The sequence below is a fragment of the Candidatus Harpocratesius sp. genome (assembly GCF_054039255.1).
The window spans coordinates 94279-118026 of sequence record NZ_JBPLBG010000031.1; the positions used below are offsets into that span (position 1 = coordinate 94279).

Genomic DNA, 23748 nt, shown 5'->3' on the forward strand with positions numbered 1-23748 from the left:
TTATGAAGAAATTTTCATTTGCAAAATAACTTCATTTATAATATCTTGAAATTTTAAGTCTGAATTTGAAAAGAAGCATTGAACTGAAACTTTTTTACCTCCACCCTTACCTTGAAATTTCTCAATAACGGGTCTAAAACTTGCAATTAGATCAATATTTGGGGCGTTTTCATTGCGTAACGCAATGACATTCAACCCTTTTGCACTCTGACCCCCAAGAATTACAATGAGGTTTTTTTCTTTTTTTAAGAGTTTTTTAGCAAGATTAATGAGTAATTTATTATCCACCTCTTTATAATGAGCAGAAATAAGAGAGCATTTGGAAAGTTCTTGAATTGAGTTTAATAAATCTTGAATATTCTTTTTTCCCATAATTTGACTGATTTTTTGAATATTTTGCTTCATTGTTTCCCATTCTTGCTTAAATTTCTGAATTCTTGAAACTAAACTTTCAATGGGACTTCCAAGTTCCTTACTTAATATATTTAGAGGATCTTCATCCGAAGGATTAAATTCAGATAATTTTAATGCCGATGGTTCAACTACTCCTTTATTTTTTGCTTTTCTTAATAGTTTCCATTTGTAAATCAATTCACGAAAACGAGTAATCAAGTTTTCTTCAGAAGTTTCAAGAATTTCAGATAATTTATGTCGAATTTCTGAATAGTAGGAAAGTAATTTTTCTGTCGCTTCTCCTGCAGTAAAAGTCAATCTAACAATCCCATCTTGAATTTTTTGAGACTTAATAATCTTTATTCTTCCAATCTCAGCAGTGTTATTTACATGTGTGCCTCCACAAGCTTCGATGTCTACCCCTGGAATTTCAACAATCCTTAATTTTTGACCTGGAACTGCACCACCTTGATACAATCCCATCCCATAGTTTTTTTCTGCTTCAGTTCTTTCCATAAATCGATGATCTGATTTAATTCCTTTTTGAACAATCTCATTAGCTTTTTCTTCTATTCGATGAAGATCTTCTTCAGAAATATTCTCAAAATGTGTAATATCCAAATGTGCTTTTTCAAGTGTCTTCTTAGCTCCTGCTTGGTTAATGTGATTTCCTAAAACCGCTCTTGCAGCAGCATTCACAACATGAGTAGCACTATGATGAAAAGTAAGAAGATTTCTACGATTTTTATCAATTCTAACATCAACTTTATCCCCTTCTTTAAAATTGGGAGGTTTATTAAGAATATGCACTATTGTATGTCCAAGAGTAATGACATCATTAAATGGAACATCATTTATCCATCCATTATCATGCAGTTGCCCCCCAGAAGTTGGATAAGCACAACTTTGGTCCAAAATTACTGCCCAAGCATTTTGTTTTCGATTAGTTTTCAGTTCATTTCCATTTTCTTCGACAGAAAATTCATGATTAATTGGTTGAATCATTAATACTTTTGCAGAATTTTCATATTTTCGATAATCATCATAATATAATCGTTTGGTTGGTGGAAGATTATCTATAGAAATGTCAAGAGCTTTATGTGTGGCATGAACTTGTGAGACTTGTTCATGTAAAGCAATTACTTTCTTATAAAAATCATCAGGGATTTCAATGTCTATTCCACGCTTTTTTGCTGCAGTTTGGATTATTTCAGGGTTTATTCCATTACTATCATAGAGCTCAAGGAGCTTTTCTTCTGATATTTCTGATTTTTTTAATATTCGAGCAACTATTTTATCCGCTTCCTTTTTAGTTGCATAAAACTTTTCTTTTTCTACATTTAGAACTTTTTTTACTTCAAGTAAATTTTCACTAACTTCAGGAAATAAATCGTATAATTCTTCAGCATGCCATTCACAGACTTCACCTAAATCTATTTGCCATCCAAATTGATCAATAAAGCCCATAGCCCTTCTAAAAATAGCCCGTAAATTGTAACCGCCTCCAACATTAGATGGTAGTTTTCCGTCAGAAATTGCAAATAACAAAGCACGGCTATGTTCAGCAATAGAATAAAGTGCAGTCATTGGGAGAATCTTGGATCGTAATTTATCTGCAGGTAAACCCATTTTTTCAGCAACTATATTCCATGCTTCTTTCATATCATCGACTTCATCATTATTTAGAAAAGCAGAATATTGAGAAAAACGATTAAAGAGAGCATGATCTGCCTCAACATGTGTAATATCACGAAGGCGTTCTAAAACGAGAGGAAAGATAGCATCATATATTGTAGGAGTTCCTTGTGAGAACCAAGCAACACGTTCTTGACCTAATCCCATATCTAATACTTTAATTTTCAATGGTTTGGGACCATTTGGAGTTTGTTCATATAACATATACACTTGATTAAAGAGCTCTACACCACGACTGAAAAACTCCAAACAAGAACCAAAATTGCCACCCCCTGCCCAAGCATCTTCATGAATTTTAAATTCTTTTTTATCTAAACCAACACCCTCAACCAGAAAATCAAATATATCTTGAAAAGCTTGCGCTTGATCCCATTCTTGTTCATTTACAAATTGATGTTGCCCAATCATTACAAAACCAGTGCAATGACTACCAGTAATCCCAACATTTTCGATATCACCAAATCGTAAGCAGAATTGTGGAATAATTAGCTTTTTTGCAGGAGGACGAACTTCACCAGATATCACGTAAGGTTGAAAAGCAGCAATTGATGCTATTGTAAATTCAGTAGTAGGATTCCAACGAGCGACAACGGGGTACCTTTTCAAAGGTTTATAGCCTCTGGGTTTAAGGATTTCAACTATTTTTTGCCATACACCAATAAAACTCAAATGATTCTTAGTAGGGTTATTATCAACAACTTGAAATCCAGCATTGCAACCAGGTTCTCCACAAACATCATCAGGAACATAACTCCAAAAGAATTTACCGCATTTAGAACAATTATATCTTTGAAATCCATTTCGTTTTAGTGCATCAGTTGGATAATATTGTTCAGGATGTTTAGAAGCAGTTTTTTTAAATTGTTTCTTCTGTTCCTTATCCGTTAAAATTTGTCCCATGCGCGTTCATCATTAGAAATATAGGAATTTAGAAAAATTTTGCGGCTCAAAGGAATAAGAGTAAGATCTATTTTCATTATTGTAATGAATTACATAAATTTGTAGTGATTTAAATATTTGGATTAATTATAATTTTTACGATGAATATGAATCGTGTAAAATGGATGATATTACTAGGGGGAATAGTAGGATTATTGCTTATTTCCTTTACTGATAACCTAATTGCAATTTTTGGCTATTTTGGTTTATATTTATGTGTTACAATTGCAATATTCCAATATTTCTTTAAGATTCCGGAAAATCCTCAAAAAATCCGAGTAATTTCTTCAAAATAAATTGATAAAGCCGAATAACTAATTAGTGTTATTTTTAATGATTTCATTATATTCTGTTGATCGATTTAATGAAAAAATCGTCGGTTCTGGGGGATTTCGAAGACTTAAATAAATAAAAATAGGTGAAAGCATCCAAATTAAGTGCCCAATAGAATACAACATCATTCGAATCGAAGTTTCTGTTAAATAAGAATGAAAGATTTCAGATAGAATACCAGTAAAGAACCAATAATAATTACCTAATGTAAATAAGGAAACACCGAGAAAAATAAACCATACCTTCCTTCGGAGAAATTTCTTCTGTGTATCATGAATTATAGATATTAAAATTGCACCTAACACACCAGTTGAAAGTGTAAACAAAAAAAGAATTAGATAAAGGCCAAGAGAGGCAAGTCCTGTCCATTCAGCATTTACAAGTACTACATTATCAATTTTTCGAATTTGAATTCGATCTCCAATTATTGCTAAAATAGTGATAAAAAAAACAAAAAAAATCATTATTCGATTTTGGAAAAACAAGCGATTGGTTCTGTGTTCCCCATATTTTAAATAAAAACTAAAAACTAGATAGACCCAAGCCATTAAAATAGCGCCAGTCATTGCAATATCGCGAAGAATATTTGCAATAAAAAGTGATGGAATCTCTAATGGATAACCTTTATATATCTTATTTGACATATCAGCAGAAAGTGAAAAAGGAGCAATCAAATAGATTAAACAATCAAGAGTTATGTAGAGAAGCCACCCTCCTATTCCAATTAAGAATAATAATGATAAATGGGGAATCCGACCATCTTGAGATCTAAATTTTTTCAATTTTTTTAGAATTTTAAGGAAGATGGTAAAATAAAGAAAAGAATCGATCATTTTCGGAATGATTAAATAAAGTTGCATCTCTTCATACATGTTTGAATACTCCCAGCTTCTATATCTAAAAATATAAAATATCTTTTTAAATATATTTTATGAAAGAATTTTTGGAAAATCATCGCAAATATTTCTATTTAAAAAAAAATCAGCTAACTTTTTAACAATCAGATCACATAGTTATTTTGATTTTTCGTGAATTCCAAAGAAAACTCTTCAAATCTTTCAAAAGAGCGTCTAGAAAAAGATCAAATTAAAGATTTAAAAGATATTCGTGATGAAATTGATAAACAACTTCGAGAAGCTAAAAATACTTTGGAAGAAACTACAACTAACAATGAAGAAGATCGACAAGAATTAGATTTAAACTTGCAAGATCTTCAACACAAAATTGAAAAACAAAAAGCAATTTTAGCAGACTTAAATGAACAAATCAGAACCCAACAAGAGGTCTTGGATAAATATAATAAAAAACTCTCAGGTATCGAATCATTATATAATCAAAAAGAAACTAATTTGGACAACTTGAATAAGAAAATAGAAGGATTGAGACAACAACGAGAAATTTTGGAAGATTTAGAAACACATCTAAAAGCATCTATTGACTCATTACAAAAGAAATCTACTGAAATAGAAACAAATTTAAGTACGGCCACTCGTAAGCACCTAAAAATTATTGAAAATGTATCCAATCTTCAAAATCAATATAATCTCTTATCTTCTGAGTTTTCAGATAAAAAAAACTACTTAAACACTTTAGATCAAGAAATTTTGGAAGATAGAAATACATTGACGACTATCAAATCTGAAATAAATGAAAAAGAAGACCAACTATCTAAACTCAAAGAGTCTTTATCATTACGTGAAAAATATTTAGAAGATTTAGAAAAAAAAATTTTAGATAGACAACAAGATTTAACCACGATTGCTGAAAAATTCAGCAATTATGATCATGATTTACCAATAAAAGAAAAAGAATATCATGAACTTTCAACAAAAATTGAAGAAGCAAATGAAAAAATATTAGAAATGAAAGAATATCTTGAAAGACTTGAAAGAGACAGGATTGAATATACCGAAAAACATAAACAAATCAAATTTGAATATACTGAAAAAGAGCAAGAATTGACAAATTTAAAATCTGCAATAGATGTTCGTGAGAAATATCTACAGCAGATCCAACAAAAAATCGAAAAGATTACAAAAAAATTAATAAAAATAACAGAAAAACACACAGATTTATCAGAAGAAATCCCAAAACTAGAAAAAAGAAATTCCGATCTTTTACAAAATATTAAATTATTAGAAAGACATTATGAAGAAAGAAATAACCAACTTAAAACACTGTCAGAGCAAGTAGAGATACATTCATCTAATTTTGAGAGATTAATTGAGAAAATAAAAGGAAATGAAGCAATTCTTTATCAACAAACAAAGCGTATGAAAGAATTTGATAATGAATACCAAGAAAAGAAAAATGAAAAAGAAAAAATCGAAAAACAATATAGTATTCTTTCAGATAAATTGACAGATGCACAAGAAGAATTTGAGAAATTAGAACAAAAAAAAATAAATTCAGAACGAAATCTTAAAGAAGCAGAAAATAATCTCAAAGCATTACGAAAAAAATTAGGTGCTATGGAAAAATCTATACGTGAAGCAGAATCCCGGATTCAAGAAAATATGGTTTTAACAAAAATACGAATTATTGCAAAGTTATACGGCGGGACAGTTTTTATTATTGGATTAAGTCTATTTATTTTTGGTTTAATTTTGATGTTAAATCCATTTTCTCTTACCTTTGATTTTCTTCAAAATTTAACAGTATTACTGTTTATTTCTGGTGGTGTATTATTATTTATAAGTGGATTATTACATATGAGCACTTAAAATGTAAGGAAATTTAATTTACAAAAAGGATTTACAGTGATTTGAAAATAATGGAACGTTTATCATATAAACCAGTTGATCAAATTCATCAGATATTCAAAAAATTAGGTTTTGAAGCATCAGGAAGATATCAAAACTATTTTAGGTATAATATTATCACAGAACCAGAAACAACAATAATTTTTGGCATAAAAATACCTATTTATATTCCAATTCCATTTGATTTCCCCATAGAATTGTGCTCATTTTCGATGTCATTTTATTTTCGACCCCGATGGGTTGATGAGAAGTTTGAAACCTTTTTAACTCAATTTGTTTCTAATATTCTTGATTATTTTAATTATTTATATGATGAATATCCATTAAATCATGATTTTAATTTAGAATCTTATGAATCTGAATTCCAGCAAATTTTTAAGCAGATGTTTTCTTCAAAAAAACCTTTTTCTTTAGATGATTGCAATTCAGAATTAATTCTTTATCAAATAATGCGATTAAATTCAATTAAAAAAGATGATTTTTTTTATAATCATGTTCATGAAATTTCGCATTTATATGATGAAATTGCAAAAAACAATTATTTTAGCCAGACATCTGAATTTCCTGCGGAACTTGTTTCAAATTTTCCATATGGTCGCGAGAATTTGGCAATTATTTATTGTGATCAGACTTTTTCTGAATATTTCATTGGTGAACCAAGTTCTATTTCTTACTGGTCTGATTCAAATTACAAAAACATATGGATCCGCTTTGGATTAGAATCTCATTTAATTTTACCACTTTTACAGATAAAAAAACAAAACAGCTTATTTAATATTGATATAGTTCAACTTATTCAAGATTGGATTGTATATTGGCGTGGTATCTCAAATGAAATCATCCTTTTTATGAAATCTCAAGCCAATATCAATTCACAATTTCTACAACCATTTTCTGAGCGAAAATTCTTACTTGATAAGAAAAATTTTGATATTTGTTATGGTCTTTTCTTTCCAACATTGGTTTTAGAAGGATTTAAGTCTTTTTTAAAAACACAACCAAATTATAACAAACTAGATCATACCCCTCAAAATTTCCAAGAAATCATATATCTTGAGCGGATTCAACGTGCAAGTTTTCTATTTTATCAAGATAATTGGTTAAATATAGAAAAAATAATAAACCCGATATTAAATCAAATTGATTTTAAGAAATTTCCAAATTATGTTATAGAGTTATATTTCTTATTAGCTGAAACATCAAAAAAGCTTAAGAGTCTTACTCAAGCGATAAATTTTCTTGTTAAAGCACTCGATGTGGCAAAATTGGGATATACTTCTTTATTAAAAATCTGTGAATTACATTTTAAGATAATGCAATATGCATATTATCGAAGTAATGATAAAATAAAGGATGAACATGAACAAATCCTTTCCAAAATAATATCTTCACTCCCAAATGGTAAAAAAAAATCAAAATTAGCTATTCAAATTGAATTATGGTATGCAGAATGGGAAATAAGAGAAGAATGGTTGGATTTAGCTGAAAAACGATTATTAAACATAAAAAATCCAGGAAAATATGGAATAGACTTTGAAATTGAGGTTAATTATTTATGGGCACAATACTTCAAAAGGAAGAATGATTTAGATAAAATGTGGGTGTTTTATGAAAAAAATTTCAAATATTCTACCCGAAAAAACTTCACCCTAGGTATGTCTTATTTGGATTATGTATCTGAGCATTTTCTTCAACCTAATTTCACCCAATTTCTCTATAAAGGATTTCAAATGCTTCAAAAAACAGCAGAATTTTTTGATTTTAAGCAACCGCGTGATCTATTTAAATTAACTGAGATCTTAACAAAATTAATAGAGATTTGTTTTCAATTGAATAATGATGAATTAGCATCACAGTATCAAAAGCAGTTAAGTACATGTCATTCAATTATTTCTTTTTTTACTCTTTAATCATTTTAAAAATAATACAATTTAAATAATTTTATTGAACTTATTCGCGGCCTTTGATTATAGAATCAATCTTTTTATTTTGAAAAAATTCAAATTTTTACTTATTTTTTTTGGAATTTTTCCAATTTCTTATTAGATTTATACAAAATGTTCAAATATTCTGAAAAGAAATCATAAAAATTACAGCCTTTGAAAATCAGATATAAAAGAATATACAAAGAAAACTCATTTGTAGCAATCAGATCAACTGGTTTTTAATTGATAATATATTTAATGGATAAAAACTAACTTTTGATTACGAGTCGGGCGAATCTAGTTTTATTTGAGACTCAAAATTAGTCTCGCCCCCAACAGTTGGTTATCCTCCCCTTCTTCACCAATCTTAGTTGGGCGTTCAATTATTGAGCAGATTTTGCTCAAAAACTCCCTCTTTTTATTTTTTAACAAAGCCCGACTCTTCTCTTATATTTATTCACACCTAATTATTTTAATTATTATCCTTCAAAGCATTGCATAAGAAAATCGCAAGCATCAGGATATTCTTGTAAAATAGCCAATTCTTTATCTTTTACTTTTTTTTTTTTTAATCGAAGATTTTTAACGATTTGGTGGGATTTAATTATCCAATAAATGCCCAAACCTGTAATGAAAGCGAATAGAATGCTGATTAAGATATTAAACACTGTTATAGATGCAATGTCAACACTTAAAGGATAATAAATAGAACCCAACGAAGGACCCAATAAAGCAAGTGCAATGCCTGTCCGAAATTGGGCTAATTGAGTACGTTCTTCAGCCAAATAATTTCGTTCTAAAGCCATCAATGTACGTAAACGAGCAAGAACTTCAGAATCAACAGAATTATTTTCATTCATGCATTTTTCGCTTTTTTTTTATTAATAAAAACAAATATAACAGAGTGTGAAAAAAGAAATAAGAAAATTAAGCTTGATGGATTAAATCCATCAATAAATGGAATGTAATATGGTTCTAATAAATGAGAACTATAAAGATGATAAGTATCAGGCCCATTTTCTAAAATAACAATTTCAAGATATACTAACCGGGATTTTGTATCTAAATATTTGTAATCCAATTGAACATTAGCTACACTTAAATTAAGTTCAGGGTAAAAAATATAACGAGGAGTATTGTTATATGCAATAGATTGTTCATAAATCTCTGGATCCAAAGAGTAATTTGCATAAATATAATCATTTGTAGGTCTCTCATCAAATATGAAAATATAAAATACCCCTGTAAACAAAGCGGTGAGATTAAGCGACCAAGTCTCATTTGGATTTAATGTAGTCAAATAGAATTTAGAGGATCCTTGCTCCATTCGAAATATTTCTGAATGAGTGTACAATGACTCTGACGAGTTAGTGGATGTTGTAGCAGAAACAATATTCATTTTTGCATGAATGGATGTAAATGATAAAAGAGAAAAGAGTAAAATACAGAAATAGATCCTATGTTTTGTAATAACAGCCATAACCAATAATAATAACATCTTATGAAAAATAAGTGTTACATTGAAGTGAAAAAAACTATTTTTTATTTTCTTATTGACTCTGTTGTATAGATTAGTGCGAATAAGTTTTTACATTCTTTTTAGATCTAATTTGCTTTTTTTCTTTTAGTTGATTTATAGCCTTTTTTTTTGGATGCTGACTTTTTAGATATTGATTTTTTGGATGTTGTTTTTTTAGTTGCTGATTTTTTAGATGTTGTTTTTTTAGTTGCTGATTTTTTGGATGTTGTTTTTTTAGTTGCTGATTTTTTGGATGCTGACTTTTTAGATACTGATTTTTTAGATGCAGGTTTTTTAGTTGCTGATTTTTTGGATGCTGACTTTTTAGATACTGATTTTTTAGATGCAGGTTTTTTAGCTACTAATTTTTTGGTTGTTGTTTTTTTAACTGTTTTCTTTTTTGAAGTTTTCTTCTCTAAAGATTTCTTTATTATTTTAGTTTGAGTATAATGACTTTTCTTAATTTTTTCTTGTGTTTTTTGCTCTTGTTCTATTTTTGCAATGATTGCGGCTTTTTCTACCATTTTTTTTTGAATATTCAATTGAATTTCTTGGAGATAGCGTTCATATTCCAATTTCTTATTTTCTAATCTTTTTATCTCTTCATTTATAATTAAAAGTTCAGGATGAATTATTTCATCGAATTTTTCTTCATCCTTTGGTTGAGTTATTTTTATTGATTTAACTTTCTCATAAAAATCAGAAGAAATAAGTAATTGAGGTGTAGGTTCTAAACTTAAAAATTCATTTTTGGAAATCTCTATAATTTTATATACTAAATGAGGAAAAACCACAATTTCCATAAAAATCTCAGGAGGATCTTCAAGAGTTTTTATTGTAAATCTTTTTTGAAAATCAAGTTTTGGAGGAATCTTTTCAAGTGATTTTTTTGGAATTCTAATCATTTCTTCATTGGGGGATTTAGCGGAATATATACTGATTTTTCCCATATGAAAAAGAAAATCTGAAGTATTATGGATAAAAGGTTCAATAATATACTCATCCAATGAAGTTAAAGATCGTTCTAATTTAATTCCATATTCTATATGCGTTGAAGCATAAAAAAACACAGGTTTTATACATTCTTTACTGTTATTCAAAGGAGAATGAATGTACTTTTGACCTGCAGACAAATAAGGAATTTTAATTACTAATTCATCTTTATTTATTCCATCAATCGATAAAATAAGAATAAGATTCCAAAGGCAATCTGTAGAACTTGGATTTAAAATTTCAATAATCAATTGTTTGGTTGATTCACAAGAGTAGATATTTAGTTGAATAGGAATTGCAAGTTTTTTATATCTAAAATTTGCTAAATTGGTAATATTTTTCACATATTGAAAATCCACAGGATTAGGAGTATTATATCCTGAGACGGTATATACGATGTTGGTTTCTTTTTGTTTTTCTAAATTGTAGACATCCCAATTAATAACGTAGAAAGAATTTTCGAGAGTATTTGAATTTATCTCTGGGTTACTTGTCTGAATTGACAAATTCGAAGAAATAATATCATAGAAATTTATTGCAGTAAATGGGACAATTCCGGAATTCTTCAAGAGCCAATTACGGATAATTTCATATGATGTCTGTTTGTACTGAATATTACATTGCATGAGTAATATTTTTCGACGATTTTTGTTATTGGCTTGAGAGCGAATTTTTAAATCATTTTCAATACTTTGAAGATTTTGGCTTAAAAATGAAATAATTTCTTGTTGAAGATCTAATTTTTGTTTCATTTTAGCCGAAGATTGAAAAAATTCGAGTTGTTCATCAGAATATTTAAGAAGATCAGCAATTAATTGATTTGACATCGATAAAGTAAGTTGTGCGACACTATCTTGAATAATAAAGAAATTTTCTTTAAAATTTTCGATAAATTTCAAAAATGTCTTAAAAGAAGACTCAATAGCTAAGGCATTTTCTGCCGCAACTGTTTTTGTCAAAGATTTTATAGTATGTTGTAAGGTTTTTAAATATTTTTGAGATTTTTTGTAAATCAATCCTAAATTCTTTTGTTTTTTTTCTAAATCAGATAATTTATTTACTTTTGTTATAATAGACACAATTTTTCCAAATTTTTGAAAACGATTAATAAATTCATCTATAAAGGAATTTATTGCGTTTTCTGTTGAATTACGTAGATCAACTTTAATAAAAGGAATAGAACTGTGAATTTCATCTAAAGTGGAATATAACAAATTATATGTCTCAGCGGAATATTTCTGGCTGATCAAAATTTCATCGCTAATCGCTTTAAAAAATTCGTGTATATTTATTTTTTCTAATTCAACAATTTCCTTTTCTTCGAGTAATTCATTATAGTCTTCTTGTAATTTGGCAAATTGATTTGATTGGAATTGGATTTTTTTTATAAAAAAATCTTTTTTTAATTTCAGTTTATTTAAATTCCTATCAAGTCCAAATTGATTTAATTCTTCCAATTGGATTTCTTTTATTTCTTTTTGAATTAAAAACTGATTTTTTACTTCTAATAATTTTTGATAATCACCTAATAATTTTAGCGATTCGTCATAAATTTCTTCTAGTTCCAAATATTTACGTATTGAATTAGTTAATTTTAGTTTTTGTAAGATCGAATTGAAAGTATCAAAAATCTGATATATATCTGCAACAAAATCATCAAATTCCTTAGAAGAAACATCAATAGCATCAACTGCAGCTTTATGAATTACTTCAGCCATTGAATAAATAGAATCATTAATATTTGTAGAAAACAATGTTAGAGTTTCAGTAATGCTAAAAATGGTTTGCTTTAGCAGATTTTCATCCTTAATTTCTTTACATTGATTTAAAGGAGCAATTATATCCTTTAAATCTCGTAAATAATCATTAAAATCATGAAGATTTTCTGAAATTGCTTTTTGTGAATGTTCTAACATGCGATTTTTTAAATCAGACACAGACTCATCAATTGAATCAACCAGCCAAGTAAGCATTTCTACATGCTGAGATATTTGGATTTTAGATTTACTCTCAATTTCAACAAGTTCATCTATTTTTCGTTTCGCATCTTGAATTTCACTTTCTTTCTCTTCCAAAAACCTTATAAAACGATCTTCTTTTTTCTCAATATTTTTCGCCTTTAAAGAGAGTTCGCGTATTTGTTTTGCTAATTTTTCACGAGAAACATGAAGAAATTCATCAGTTTTTGAAAGGAGCTCGCTGGCCACGAATAGAACCTACTTCTTATTTTTATATAAGTAAATGTATTCATCTTTTTAATAATCTTTGCAAAATGGGATAATAGTTGAAAAAATTACAAAAAAATCAGTGTTCCTTACCATTCTCTGGAGTGGATAAAATAAAAAGCTTTTAAATCGCGTCTAATTTCTTCTGCACCTGATTCCAGAACATTTGTTATATATTGTACAGGAGTAGATATGTTTAATCGACGATAATGATAACGAATAATCTGATTCAATATTAGATTAAAAGCCTTTTCAGCATTTAGCAATAAAAGTCTCGCCACCATGGGTGCACTATTCATATTTTGTTTCTGAATTCGTTCAAGATTTTCAGGTGCTAAATCGTTTTCTAATCTTTCTGTAATTCGTTTAATTTTCAAAACTCGTTTTTCTTCTGAAAGAGATTTATCATTTTGAATTTTTTTTAGTTTAGATTTTGCTTTTTCTTTTAGCATTAATTCAGTTGTAGACTTTAGACTTTCCATTATCATTCTTAGTTCATAATGGCGAAATTTATATTGTAAACGAACAACAAAATCAGTTCGACTCCCTGTTCGGGCTTGGCTTGCCATGAAACGACTTTTATCAAAAGGAAGTATTTTTGTATACCAAGTTTCAAATATTACTTCATGATTATCCATAATATATTTCGCAATATTTGGAATTAGGTTAGATTTTTCTCGAATGTTTATTTCTTCCATCATTCGATCAGCAAATCGCTGCATTGCTTCAGATGCAATTTCTTTTACATAAATTTCAATTGCTTGTTTTAAAGCATCATTTACTGTTTGAAATTGACAAATTTGTCCAATCTTTTCAACAAAATATCGAAATTGATGCTTTTGATCTGTATAAAATAATATGCGCTTTCGATAAGTTTTGACTGTTTTTAGTAAATAATTTTGATTGAATGGAAAAGGTTGCATATATTTTATGCTATAACCTTTATTTATCTTAGTAAAATAAGGGATGTGACATGAAGATCTAAGATCTTTAAAGAATTTGGGTATATTTTCTATTTTTTTATCCATAAAAGGCTCTAATTGTTCTAAATAATAAGCCATTTTAATTTTTGAAATTTTCTTTGAAGATTCCCATATTGGGCGTATTTTATTTATCAATTCATATGTTATAGCATCGTCATTGATATTTAGACTATATTTTTTTTCTAATTCTTTCATTCCACTTTTTATTGCACTTTTCTGGATTTCTTTTAAATTTGAAAGAATTTCACCATCTTCTAGTTCAAAAATAGTTTGTGGAAGTAAAATTTCATTTAATCGTATTAATTCTTTTAATTTTTTTTTTCGAATAGGTGTGAGATCACCTTTCTCTTTTAGAACTCTTTGATAAAAATTAAATTTCTGTATCATATCTTGATATATTTGTTCTTTATTATAGCATCTAACACAGTAATTCTTGGAAATATGGACAGATTGATCAATATTTTGTTTTAATTTGCAGCTTGTACAAATAAAAAAGGATTTTTGTTGTTGTGATTTTTTCATTTTCCCACCAAAATAACCAACCTATATTTTAACAATAATAGATTCAAGGTAATTTGATCCTAAACATTTTTGTTAATTATATATTAAGGAGATCAAAAGAATATGTGCATCTTATTGAAGATCGAGATTATTTAAATTCCCATGTTCGATAAAAATCTAATTAATATATCATAATTGTTAAGCATTTATAATATTTCCATTCTTCCTTACAATTATGATAAGGGAACCATTAGATATATCAATCTAATCGAAAAAAAAAACATATTCGCACCTTGAAAATTAAAAAATAAATTTAAATATTAACAATTCAAGAGTATATGGTATTATCGTATATCTTTCAAATTTTTTAAAGTACGAATTAGTTCTTTAGCTGAATCATTAAAACTCTCTTCAACAGCATCCAGAAGTAATTGATCATAATTTTCAAGTAGTGTTTGAATTAACATAAAATTGCTTTCTAAATTTTCTGGAATTTTTTCTACGAGTAAATTCTTTGCTTTACGCATTTTTATTGCAAAATTTGTTAGTAATTGATTATTTATTTGACTTATTTGATCCTCTTGTGTAAAAACGGGTCCAGGTTGCCTAATATTTACCCTATCAGCCACCATTGCTTTTATTTCTCGATATCTGGCAAGAAATTCTGATTTTGAATAAGGTTCTCCAATCAAGGTAAACTGATGATCTTCTGCTCTCTGAATATGCATACATGGATATTGGGTTAATATTACACCTATATGATCCCCTTTATCGTTAACTGTAATACCGTAAATATATTTTAGACGAAACGAATTAAATACAGTATAATTAAATGTATCTTGAAGCAGAGTTAAATGATTAATTTCATCAGTTTCAGAACTATAAACCTTATAGTGGCCATGACTATGTGCCCAACCTAATACAACCTTTTCCATTTGTTCAATATACTCTTTTACTTCCAGAATTCCAGCTTCAGGAACAACTACATTAACTTCACTAGCATTATGATATGGGATATAAATTCCAGTAATTGTTTGAGGTTTTGTTGGAATATTTGGTAATTTATCCCCTAATACATAACAATAAACTTCAAGTTTTGCAGAGTCTGGACCCCACCTATCTTTACTAATCTCATTTACTGCAGTTGCAAGCATGATAATCTCATCAAAAGCTTTTGCAGTAATGTAAACATTCTCAAATTTCGGGGGAGAATCAATATAATTAACAACATTATTCTGTGAAATTTGAATAATAGAAGAATTACTTATTAGCTTTTTCAATTCTTCTGGTTTATCATTATTTTCATTAATATTTTGGGATATTTTTTGATTGTTATTTATTAATCGAGATACAATCTTTTTTTTCTTTGCTTTTAATAAATCTTCAAGTGATTCTGAAATTTCAATCGAATTTTTTCTTGACATCTTTTTCACTTAAATATAATCATGTTGCGATATTTTTAATTTTTCAATTTTTTTTTGATATTAAGGATAGCTTTTTTTAGCTCTTCTGCATATTTTAGAAATATTATTGATTTAGTTTACAAGGCTTATATCATGTCTTCCGTTCTTGAAATTATGAAAAATCTGGATTCTTCTGATGTAACTGAAAAAAAGAAAGCAATTTTTTCTGCAGGTGAGAAAAAAGTTGTTGAGGCAATTCCAACGATTATTAAATTATTAAAATCAGATCCAGATCCAGTTGTACGAAATTCAGCTGCACGTGCATTAGGGAAAATAAACAAAGAAGAATATCATGACAAAGTGTTTGAAGCTTTAATTGAAGCTTTAGATGATAATGATTACTATGTTAAAGCGAATGCTTGTTGGAGTTTAGGAAAATTAAAAGATCCACGTTCAATTCCCAAATTAACTGAAATGGTCAATCCAAACCAAAGGTTTTATTCAACAGTTGGAGATGGAAATACAAAAAATACAATTGCAGAAAGTGACGCTTCAGAAAAATTGCGAGAAGAGGGAGTAAAATTCTCTGATGTTATTGTTGGAGCGATTAAAGCTTTAGGAGAAATTAGGAAATTAGAAGGATTACCTGCTTTATTACGTGCACTTGAAGATGATGAAGATGGAAATGTAAGATGTGCAGCTTGTCTTGCCATTGGTAAAATTGGGGCAAAAGATGCGGTTCCAGCGTTGATAGAATTATTAAAAAGAGAAAAATATTGGTATGTGCGAAGAGATGCAATTAAAGCCTTAATAAAATTAAAGGATCCAAGAGCTGCTGATGAATTACTTAATAAAACCTCAGATATGTATGATGAAGTAAGAAAATTCGCAAAGAAAGCACTGTTAAAATTAGGTAAACAAGCTTCAACTCAAGTTTTTAAAATGTTTTTACAAAATCATGAAGATAAAGAAATTAGCAATTTTATCAAAACTAACTTTTCACAAGCAGATTTGCAAGAGATTATCGAAAATTTAGAAGCACAAGAATCAGACCCTATAATTAAGGAGAAATATCACCAATTTCTTACTGTTTTTTTCCAAAATTCTAATCTATAACCAATTATTCTCATTTTTAAAGAATTTAGAATTTTTTCAATATTTTTTTAGAATATTTTCCTTAGGCTTCCTTTAAACGATATCCCCACAAAGGTATAATTACAAGAAAACCTTCGAGAATCTCTCAAATCGATCTTTAAACGATTATTTTCATAGCTTGAAAATTCTCGAAGAATTCAAGATAAATAAACAAATACCAAACAAATAAAATAATTATATTATTAGGGGGATCTTTTTCCAATGCAGGTTTTTCATCAAAATCACATTCAAGAACAAATTCAAAAATCATATCAAAATAATTATTCACGATCTTTGCGTACTCATTCACGAGTAGTTCCACGATTTAATAATTTAAAGCCAAAATCATCTCAAAATGACAAATGTTGCGAAAATCCTCAAATCACAACAGCTCAAGGTTTTTCTGTTTGTCAAAATTGCGGAATGGTTTTTGATAGAGTATATGAGAATGCCCCACGAAGGGCTTTTACACAAGAAGAATTGAAAAATAGAAAAATTACAGAACCAGTATATTCCATAATTGGACCTCGAACGGTTATTAGGGGAAAAACAGACTCAAAAGGAACACTGTTAGAAGCAAAATATCAAGTAAAATATTCCAGACTTGGAAAGATACACCGTTCACTAACTTCAAGTTATGAAAGAAATCTTTGGATTGCACTACCTAATTTCCAAAGACTTCAAGAAAAATTAGGTTTACCTGAAATGGTTATTCAAGATGCAATAAAAATATATCAAAACGCTGTTAAAGAAAAACTAACTATGGGCAGATCAATTGATATATTATTAGCTGCTTCAATTTTTGTTTCACTAAAGATTCATGGAATCCCACGAGTGGTTGAAGAAATTATCAAAGTAGTTGATGTAAATAAGAAAAATGTTGTAAAATGTTATCGACTGCTAATAATAAAAATATTACCGAAAATGAATATAAGAGTATCAAATTTAGATCCTGTTCGCTATATAGAAAAATTCGGTGAAGATCTAGAATTACCAATGCGAATTCGTCAAGATGCAATGCGATTGGTTAAAAGAGCCAAAAAGAATGGACTTCTAGTTGAGGGAAAAGATCCAAAAGGAATTGCAGCAGCAGCAATATATATATCATCACATCTTCATAAAAATCCAAGAACTCAGACAGATATAGCAAAACTCTCCCACATTACAGAAGTTACTTTAAGAGTAAGATGTCGAGATCTGCAAAAATATTGCAAAGTACCTAAATTTCGCTAATAATAATCAAAAAAATAAATAAATTCAGCAAATAAATATTATAATCCTAAATAATTGGTGGCATACAACCAACATTTAAAAAATAAAACACCAAACAAAAAACCCCCGGAATAGAGCAAAGAATCCCCCAATTCTTTGCTTATTCCACCTAATTATCCTGTAATTTTAAAATAATATTTTTCTTTTTTTCTGACATCTCTTAATCTACTTTCTGAATTATAATCAATATCTGAGATTTTTGATGACTTCAAATAGGAAAAATTTCGATCTGTAAAATCAGCTGTACTTGAAGGAATGACACCTAAATCAAGCCCATTTACTAAAGATTATATTGAGAAATATGTGTATGAGAAATATGTGTATGCAAAAATTCAACTAAAAAATCTTTAAATTTCTTTTCAGAATTTATTGATTCATCAATAATATAATCTACATATCCAGGAATTTTGGAAATTTCAAATGTAAAATTTAATATTTCACTCATATACCCAAATTATAATATAAGATTAAAAATTTTCACATATTTATTCAAAAATAAAAGACAAAAATAAAAAAAAATTGACAGAATAAAGATAAATTAATAACCAAGGTTATTTTTTCTTCTTTTTGCAACATACTGCAAAGAAAATAATTAAAACGATTACTGCAGCACCACCTGCAATATATACGTAGAGATTTGGATATGGTAAAGGCAATAAGCTTTTCTCAAGCTTAAAGGTAGATACAACTCCATCATTATCAACACTTCTTATATTCAATTTCAATAGATTCCCATCTGTTGAATATTCACGTTCTTCAAAATATTCATAGGAACTACTATTATCTTCTAATTTAATGGTATATCCCGTTTCAGATACTGTTCGAGTAAAAGTGATGTTTTCAGTTGCATCAGCCATAATTTGAATAAAATCAAAGATATTATCCCAATCAGTAGCTGCTGATTCTAGTCCTACATCACTATAAAATATAACACTTGTCGATCCTATAAAAGATTTAATTCCCCAAAACGCAATAGAAGTCCCAGTATAAAGCTCATCTTCCACTTCCATGTTATCACGATAATCAATCGCATCTTGACCTTCAAATGATGATTCAACAGTTAATGTAACATCTCCATCAGTTATATCATTAATTACGACATTAAAGCTTCCTTTAACTAATAAAGTAGAATCTTCCTTTGATTCGATATAATAATAGATTTTATCATTTTCTTTAAAACCCCATACTTCACCAGCAGCTGCAATCGAAGGAATGTTTAGTAATAGAATTCCAATGATTCCAAATCCAACCCATAATACAATTTTCTTCATGTTAAAACCTTCTTTTAAATTATAAATCTTCAGTAAAAATAATCGTGTCTTTTACCTAAGTAAAAGAATGTGATTGATTTTTACATCAGACTATAAAAATAAAAATTTTTGCTTAACAAAAGAGACACTCATTTATAATGAACAAAAAAAGGAATTTTAATAGATAAAGAAAGAGAAAGAATTATTTTTTTAATGCATCCTTTAGCGATTTTTCAAAACGATGACAAATTTCTTCTGTCTCTTCATCTGAAATGATCAAAGGAGGTTTAATTTTGACAATATTTCGCATCATTTCGCCTGATTTTTTCAAAATTGGCATGCTTTTACCAAATAGGATATTATTTTTTAGAGCAGATGAAAGGAATTTTTCAACAAGTTCGTTATTTGGTTCACGGGATTTAGGATCTTTAACAAATTCAACTCCAATAAAGAGCCCAGGCCCACGGACATCTCCAATTTGTGAATATTTTTCTTTTAATTCGTTTAGAAATTTTGATATTTTTTCACCTTGTTTCGCCGCATTTTCAGGAATCTTATTTTTTTCCAAAATTTCAATGGTTATTAATGAAGCAGCCATTAAAGCGGGATTTGATGAATATGTTGAATGTTCTTCAGCTTCAGAAAGCATCTTTAACTTTGGTTTGGCAAGAGTCATTCCTAATGGAAATCCCCCAGCAGCACCTTTTGTTGCTGCCAAAATATCGGGAGAAACATCTTCATTTGCCAGATCTGAATAATATTCTGAAATCCACATCTTTCCAGAACGCCCAAAGCCCGTCTGACATTCATCATATATGAGAATAATCTTATTTTTCTTGCAAATTTTCTTCAAACCAACGAGAAATTCAACTGGAGCAGGTATTTGTCCGCCTGCGCCTTGATTGGGTTCAATCAACACAGCAGCAACACCACTTATATGATATTGTTCAATATGTTGTTTAACAAATTCCAAACATTCTAATTTACAAGCTGGATCCTTCTTTCCCCCTAATCCACCTTTGTATCCCCATGGACAGCGATAACAATAAGGGAAGAAGGTTTTTAACCAACGATCAATTCCAAATGGCCGATATCTAATAGCTAATCCTAATTGTTGTGTTGCCCCAGTCAACGCCAAGCTGGAACCATGATATCCACGAAAGAATGTTACTATTTGATCTCCACTTCTACTGTTAATATAAGCTAATCGAATTGCAGCTTCGACAGCGCCACCACCACCTAAATTGTTTAAAGCGACGCGCCCATCTTTCAGTTGACCGGGAGCAATTGAAGATAATTTATTCACAAGCTTTACTCTAATGGGTGTTAAATATCCATAACGAACATGATTACTGAATTGTGATTGGACCGCAACAGCGTAATTAACATCAGCGGGCGCATGACCTAAATTCAATGACCAAGCTTGGGAAGTACAATCTAAGATAGGTTCTTCCCTATTTAAAAAGTGAAAATAGGCAGTTCCACCTGTTCCTGGCTCGGTAGTTCCCTTTACGATTTCATTTAATAATGGAACTAAAGAATGTTTTTTTCTACAAGCGAGAATTTCATCTTCAGTTAGTGGTTCTAAGATTAAATCTTCAATTTCTTTCTTTGATAACCATTTTGTATTGAACATCACATTACATCTCATTTTTATTGACAATTATATAATTTTTATATAAAAAATTTAGTAACAATTAAATTTTGTATAGAACTTATTCGCACCATGATAGTTAGTAAATATTGAATATTTTGCGAGTTGAATTTGATATTATCCACTGAGGCAAATGCTTGATCAAGAAATATTTTAATTTAGCATTTTTTCCAACAGGATAAAATAATTTTGGATTTCGGCTATTTAAAATCTTCCAAATTGTATCAGCAACGACTATAGGAGATGGCCCGTGTAAAAGTCCATGATCTCGAGAATTTTTCACAGCTTTTGAATTAGAATAATATTGTGAAGATTTTTTTGTTTGAAAATCTTGAGGTAAATTGGTATTTATTTCAAAAGGAGCAACAACTATTGCTTTTATCCCAAAATTGTAAATTTCATTCGCTAATCCAAATGTGAGCGCATTAACGGCTGCTTTAGATGCAGCATAAAAACTTGAAAATGGAACAGGGGATAAGCTCGCCATTGAAGATATATTAATGATATATCCAAATTTCTGAGCGCGCATATTTGGTAAATATCCGCGAATTAAAGACACTAAACCAAAAAAGTTTAATTCAAAATACTCACGCACATGTTCCATAGGAATTTCTTCAACTGGTCCATTGTGTGAGCAACCTGCATTATTAATGAGAATATCCACATGTGGTAATATTGTAAGCAATGACTCAATTGAAGAGGGTTGTGTTAAATCTAAAGAATGAAAGTTAAGATTTAGAATATGAAGTTCTTGAGGGATCTTTTTAGGAAAGCGAGATGTTCCATATACTTCATATTTTTCAGGTGATTGTGCTAATTTTTTTGCAATTGCATAACCAATACCACCAGATGCCCCAGTTATTAATACTTTCAATGGAAATTTAGATTTATTGTTCTTTACTTGATAAATTTTATCCGATTTCATCAAAATATCCTTTATTTATAATGATTATTATATCTGGTTGACGGTGATTCGCGCAAATAACCGATCAAATAAGCAATCCCAATTACAGAAACAACCAATCTACCATAATTAATTAGAACATCTAGTTGAGAATTTTCACGAAATAATATTGCCCCTGTTACAAGAATTAAAACTACTGTGTAATATGAACCTGACATTACTCTGACATTATCACTTTTATAGATTTTTTGTTCAATAAAGAAATAAACACCAGCAAGAGTAAATCCATTCAAAGGAGCAATTAACCACCATGTGTTAAGATTAAACCCAACAACGATTACAAAATGAATAAAAGTTAAAATGTATAACAAAAATACTACAAATAGGCCATATACTTTTTGAGAGTTTTGCCAATATAGATACATAGCGAGTGCAGCACAAAAGGATACTAAAGCAAGATTCCGAATCCATATTGAATCAAAACTTGATTCATGGTCTGGAAATAATAATACAGAGCCATCATATAGTACAATTAAAATAGTGCCTGCAATTGCAAGAGATTTCATTACATCAAGTATAAAATTTGAAAAAGTTACTCTTTTATAAGGGTTAACTAATTTACGCGGTTTTATTCTAGGGACTACCTTTGGATGCCCCCAAATTATAATGATAAATGGATAAGCAATGAAACTAAGACTTATTCCAATTAATAAAGCACTTTGTATAAAAAATTCAAAAAAATACAGGATTCCACTAAACAATAACCCAATCATTGAGTCATTAAGCGAAGGAAAATAGTTTTGTTTAGTCAATCCATATTCTTGTCGTATAAAATACCAGCCTAAAATGCCAAAAACACCTAAGATTATAATTCCTGTAATTAAAATCATGGGATATTGCTCGATCCAACCAAAAGAAATAAGTATTGATTGATAAATTAAAGCAGCAGCACCTATGGTGACAGCTATTAGGGGAACTAATCGACTAATTCGATCTAAATAAGTCGATTGCATCCCAATCATATCCATGAAAAAAAGAAGAAGTAATTCTCCAATTGCTAAAAAAATGATAATAGTTAAAGTAGGTAATGTTGAATTAACAGGGAAAAAATATAAACTATGAATTAAAAAGTAAGGAAGATAACCCACAAGACCAAGATAAAAGTAAATCTTCATTAAAAAATCAAAAACCTTATCTAGTGGTTCTTTTTCTGAATTAAAAGAAAAATCTTCAACTGGATTATTCATATTTACTCAATTATTTGTTGATTTATTGAATATTTAATTGAAATTTTGTCGCATAAATGATGGAAGCATAAGATTGAAGATTTTCAACATATCTCGATTCTTCGCAGGTTCAGTAATAATTGTTCCGATTAATATTGATTTCATCAAATGTTCTTTAGATAAAGGCCCACTGGTAAAAATAGTGGCTTCTGGACTCCAAACCATTAAGTAATGCACATTCGGATTATTAATTACATCGATTGTTGATGTATTTTTTAATTTATCATAAATAACTTGATGATTTTTTGGCCATAACCTGCGATCATTTACCACAATTTGCATCTTTATTCCAGAATTTGATCGATCTTGTAATAAAATAGCATATTCTTCTGAAATATAAGGTGCTACAATTTTAAGTTCTGAACTACTCGAAATAATCTCAGCAATATGGTTGTTCATTTCTAATTCATTATCTGACATACCAGTTGCGAATATCTTGATAGCACCAACTAAATTTATCAATCTGTTTTCTAAATCTTCGACTTTCTTTTTTAATCTAATATTTTCTGCTTTTATTAAGGACATAGTCTTTCATAAATCTCCTATTTTAAATTATTGATATTCATAAAGAAAATTA

At 28.9% G+C, this 23748-nt stretch carries 18 protein-coding genes; 5 read left to right on the top strand and 13 right to left on the bottom strand.

The features are described from left to right. Complete coding sequence (alaS, locus tag ACXLDF_RS06470) at positions 1-2988, bottom strand: alanine--tRNA ligase (RefSeq protein ID WP_457557683.1); 2988 nt, start codon at positions 2986-2988, stop codon at positions 1-3. A 146-nt stretch (positions 2989-3134) separates the two neighbouring features. On the opposite strand from alaS, the gene ACXLDF_RS06475 reads away from it, so the two are divergent. Next, positions 3135-3323 (top strand): hypothetical protein, encoded by a 189-nt coding sequence (locus ACXLDF_RS06475; RefSeq protein WP_457557684.1) that lies wholly within the window; start codon positions 3135-3137, stop codon positions 3321-3323. An 18-nt stretch (positions 3324-3341) separates the two neighbouring features. Here the strand turns inward: ACXLDF_RS06475 and ACXLDF_RS06480 are convergent, their stop codons facing one another. Continuing rightward, positions 3342-4232 carry a hypothetical protein gene (locus ACXLDF_RS06480; protein ID WP_457557685.1) on the bottom strand — a complete coding sequence of 297 codons (891 nt, stop codon included), beginning with the start codon at positions 4230-4232 and terminating at the stop codon, positions 3342-3344. Between the two features lie 156 nt (positions 4233-4388). On the opposite strand from ACXLDF_RS06480, the gene ACXLDF_RS06485 reads away from it, so the two are divergent. Both ACXLDF_RS06485 and ACXLDF_RS06490 read left to right on the top strand, forming a co-directional pair. After that, on the top strand, positions 4389-6083 hold the full coding sequence (locus ACXLDF_RS06485; protein ID WP_457557686.1) for a hypothetical protein: 1695 nt from the start codon (positions 4389-4391) through the stop codon (positions 6081-6083). Between the two features lie 50 nt (positions 6084-6133). Continuing rightward, positions 6134-8032 carry a hypothetical protein gene (locus tag ACXLDF_RS06490; RefSeq protein WP_457557687.1) on the top strand — a complete coding sequence of 633 codons (1899 nt, stop codon included), beginning with the start codon at positions 6134-6136 and terminating at the stop codon, positions 8030-8032. Between the two features lie 494 nt (positions 8033-8526). Here the strand turns inward: ACXLDF_RS06490 and ACXLDF_RS06495 are convergent, their stop codons facing one another. The 5 genes from ACXLDF_RS06495 to ACXLDF_RS06515 form a co-directional block, all read right to left on the bottom strand. After that, positions 8527-8907, bottom strand: a complete 381-nt coding sequence (locus ACXLDF_RS06495) for a hypothetical protein (protein WP_457557688.1) — start codon at positions 8905-8907, stop codon at positions 8527-8529. Further along, complete coding sequence (locus ACXLDF_RS06500; protein WP_457557689.1) at positions 8904-9527, bottom strand: hypothetical protein; 624 nt, start codon at positions 9525-9527, stop codon at positions 8904-8906. The genes ACXLDF_RS06495 and ACXLDF_RS06500 overlap by 4 nt, the downstream gene beginning before the upstream one ends. Before the next feature lie 125 nt (positions 9528-9652). Then, on the bottom strand, positions 9653-12766 hold the full coding sequence (locus tag ACXLDF_RS06505) for a coiled-coil domain-containing protein (RefSeq protein WP_457557690.1): 3114 nt from the start codon (positions 12764-12766) through the stop codon (positions 9653-9655). Between the two features lie 107 nt (positions 12767-12873). Further along, positions 12874-14289 carry a hypothetical protein gene (locus ACXLDF_RS06510; protein WP_457557691.1) on the bottom strand — a complete coding sequence of 472 codons (1416 nt, stop codon included), beginning with the start codon at positions 14287-14289 and terminating at the stop codon, positions 12874-12876. Between the two features lie 323 nt (positions 14290-14612). After that, entirely contained in the window at positions 14613-15692 is a 1080-nt protein-coding gene (locus tag ACXLDF_RS06515; protein ID WP_457557692.1) for an MPN domain-containing protein, read from the bottom strand. Positions 15693-15824: 132 nt separating this feature from the next. On the opposite strand from ACXLDF_RS06515, the gene ACXLDF_RS06520 reads away from it, so the two are divergent. Both ACXLDF_RS06520 and ACXLDF_RS06525 read left to right on the top strand, forming a co-directional pair. Next, positions 15825-16787 carry a HEAT repeat domain-containing protein gene (locus ACXLDF_RS06520; protein WP_457557693.1) on the top strand — a complete coding sequence of 321 codons (963 nt, stop codon included), beginning with the start codon at positions 15825-15827 and terminating at the stop codon, positions 16785-16787. A gap of 240 nt (positions 16788-17027) precedes the next feature. Beyond that, positions 17028-18038 (top strand): transcription initiation factor IIB, encoded by a 1011-nt coding sequence (locus ACXLDF_RS06525; protein WP_457557694.1) that lies wholly within the window; start codon positions 17028-17030, stop codon positions 18036-18038. Between the two features lie 319 nt (positions 18039-18357). On the opposite strand, the gene ACXLDF_RS06530 is transcribed toward ACXLDF_RS06525, so the two are convergent. The 6 genes from ACXLDF_RS06530 to ACXLDF_RS06555 all read right to left on the bottom strand — a co-directional run bounded on the left by ACXLDF_RS06530 (position 18358) and on the right by ACXLDF_RS06555 (position 23696). Beyond that, positions 18358-18522: a hypothetical protein gene (locus ACXLDF_RS06530; RefSeq protein WP_457557695.1), complete on the bottom strand. Its 165-nt coding sequence runs from the start codon at positions 18520-18522 to the stop codon at positions 18358-18360. A 106-nt stretch (positions 18523-18628) separates the two neighbouring features. Then, on the bottom strand, positions 18629-19348 hold the full coding sequence (locus ACXLDF_RS06535; RefSeq protein ID WP_457557696.1) for a hypothetical protein: 720 nt from the start codon (positions 19346-19348) through the stop codon (positions 18629-18631). Positions 19349-19529: 181 nt separating this feature from the next. Next, positions 19530-20963, bottom strand: a complete 1434-nt coding sequence (locus ACXLDF_RS06540) for an aspartate aminotransferase family protein (protein ID WP_457557697.1) — start codon at positions 20961-20963, stop codon at positions 19530-19532. A 97-nt stretch (positions 20964-21060) separates the two neighbouring features. After that, positions 21061-21906 (bottom strand): SDR family oxidoreductase, encoded by an 846-nt coding sequence (locus tag ACXLDF_RS06545; protein WP_457557698.1) that lies wholly within the window; start codon positions 21904-21906, stop codon positions 21061-21063. An 11-nt stretch (positions 21907-21917) separates the two neighbouring features. Continuing rightward, positions 21918-23132, bottom strand: coding sequence for a hypothetical protein (locus tag ACXLDF_RS06550; RefSeq protein ID WP_457557699.1), 1215 nt, complete (start codon positions 23130-23132; stop codon positions 21918-21920). Between the two features lie 33 nt (positions 23133-23165). Further along, a complete protein-coding gene (locus tag ACXLDF_RS06555) occupies positions 23166-23696 on the bottom strand; it encodes a hypothetical protein (protein WP_457557700.1) in 531 nt (176 codons plus the stop codon). Between the last annotated feature and the right edge of the window lie 52 nt (positions 23697-23748).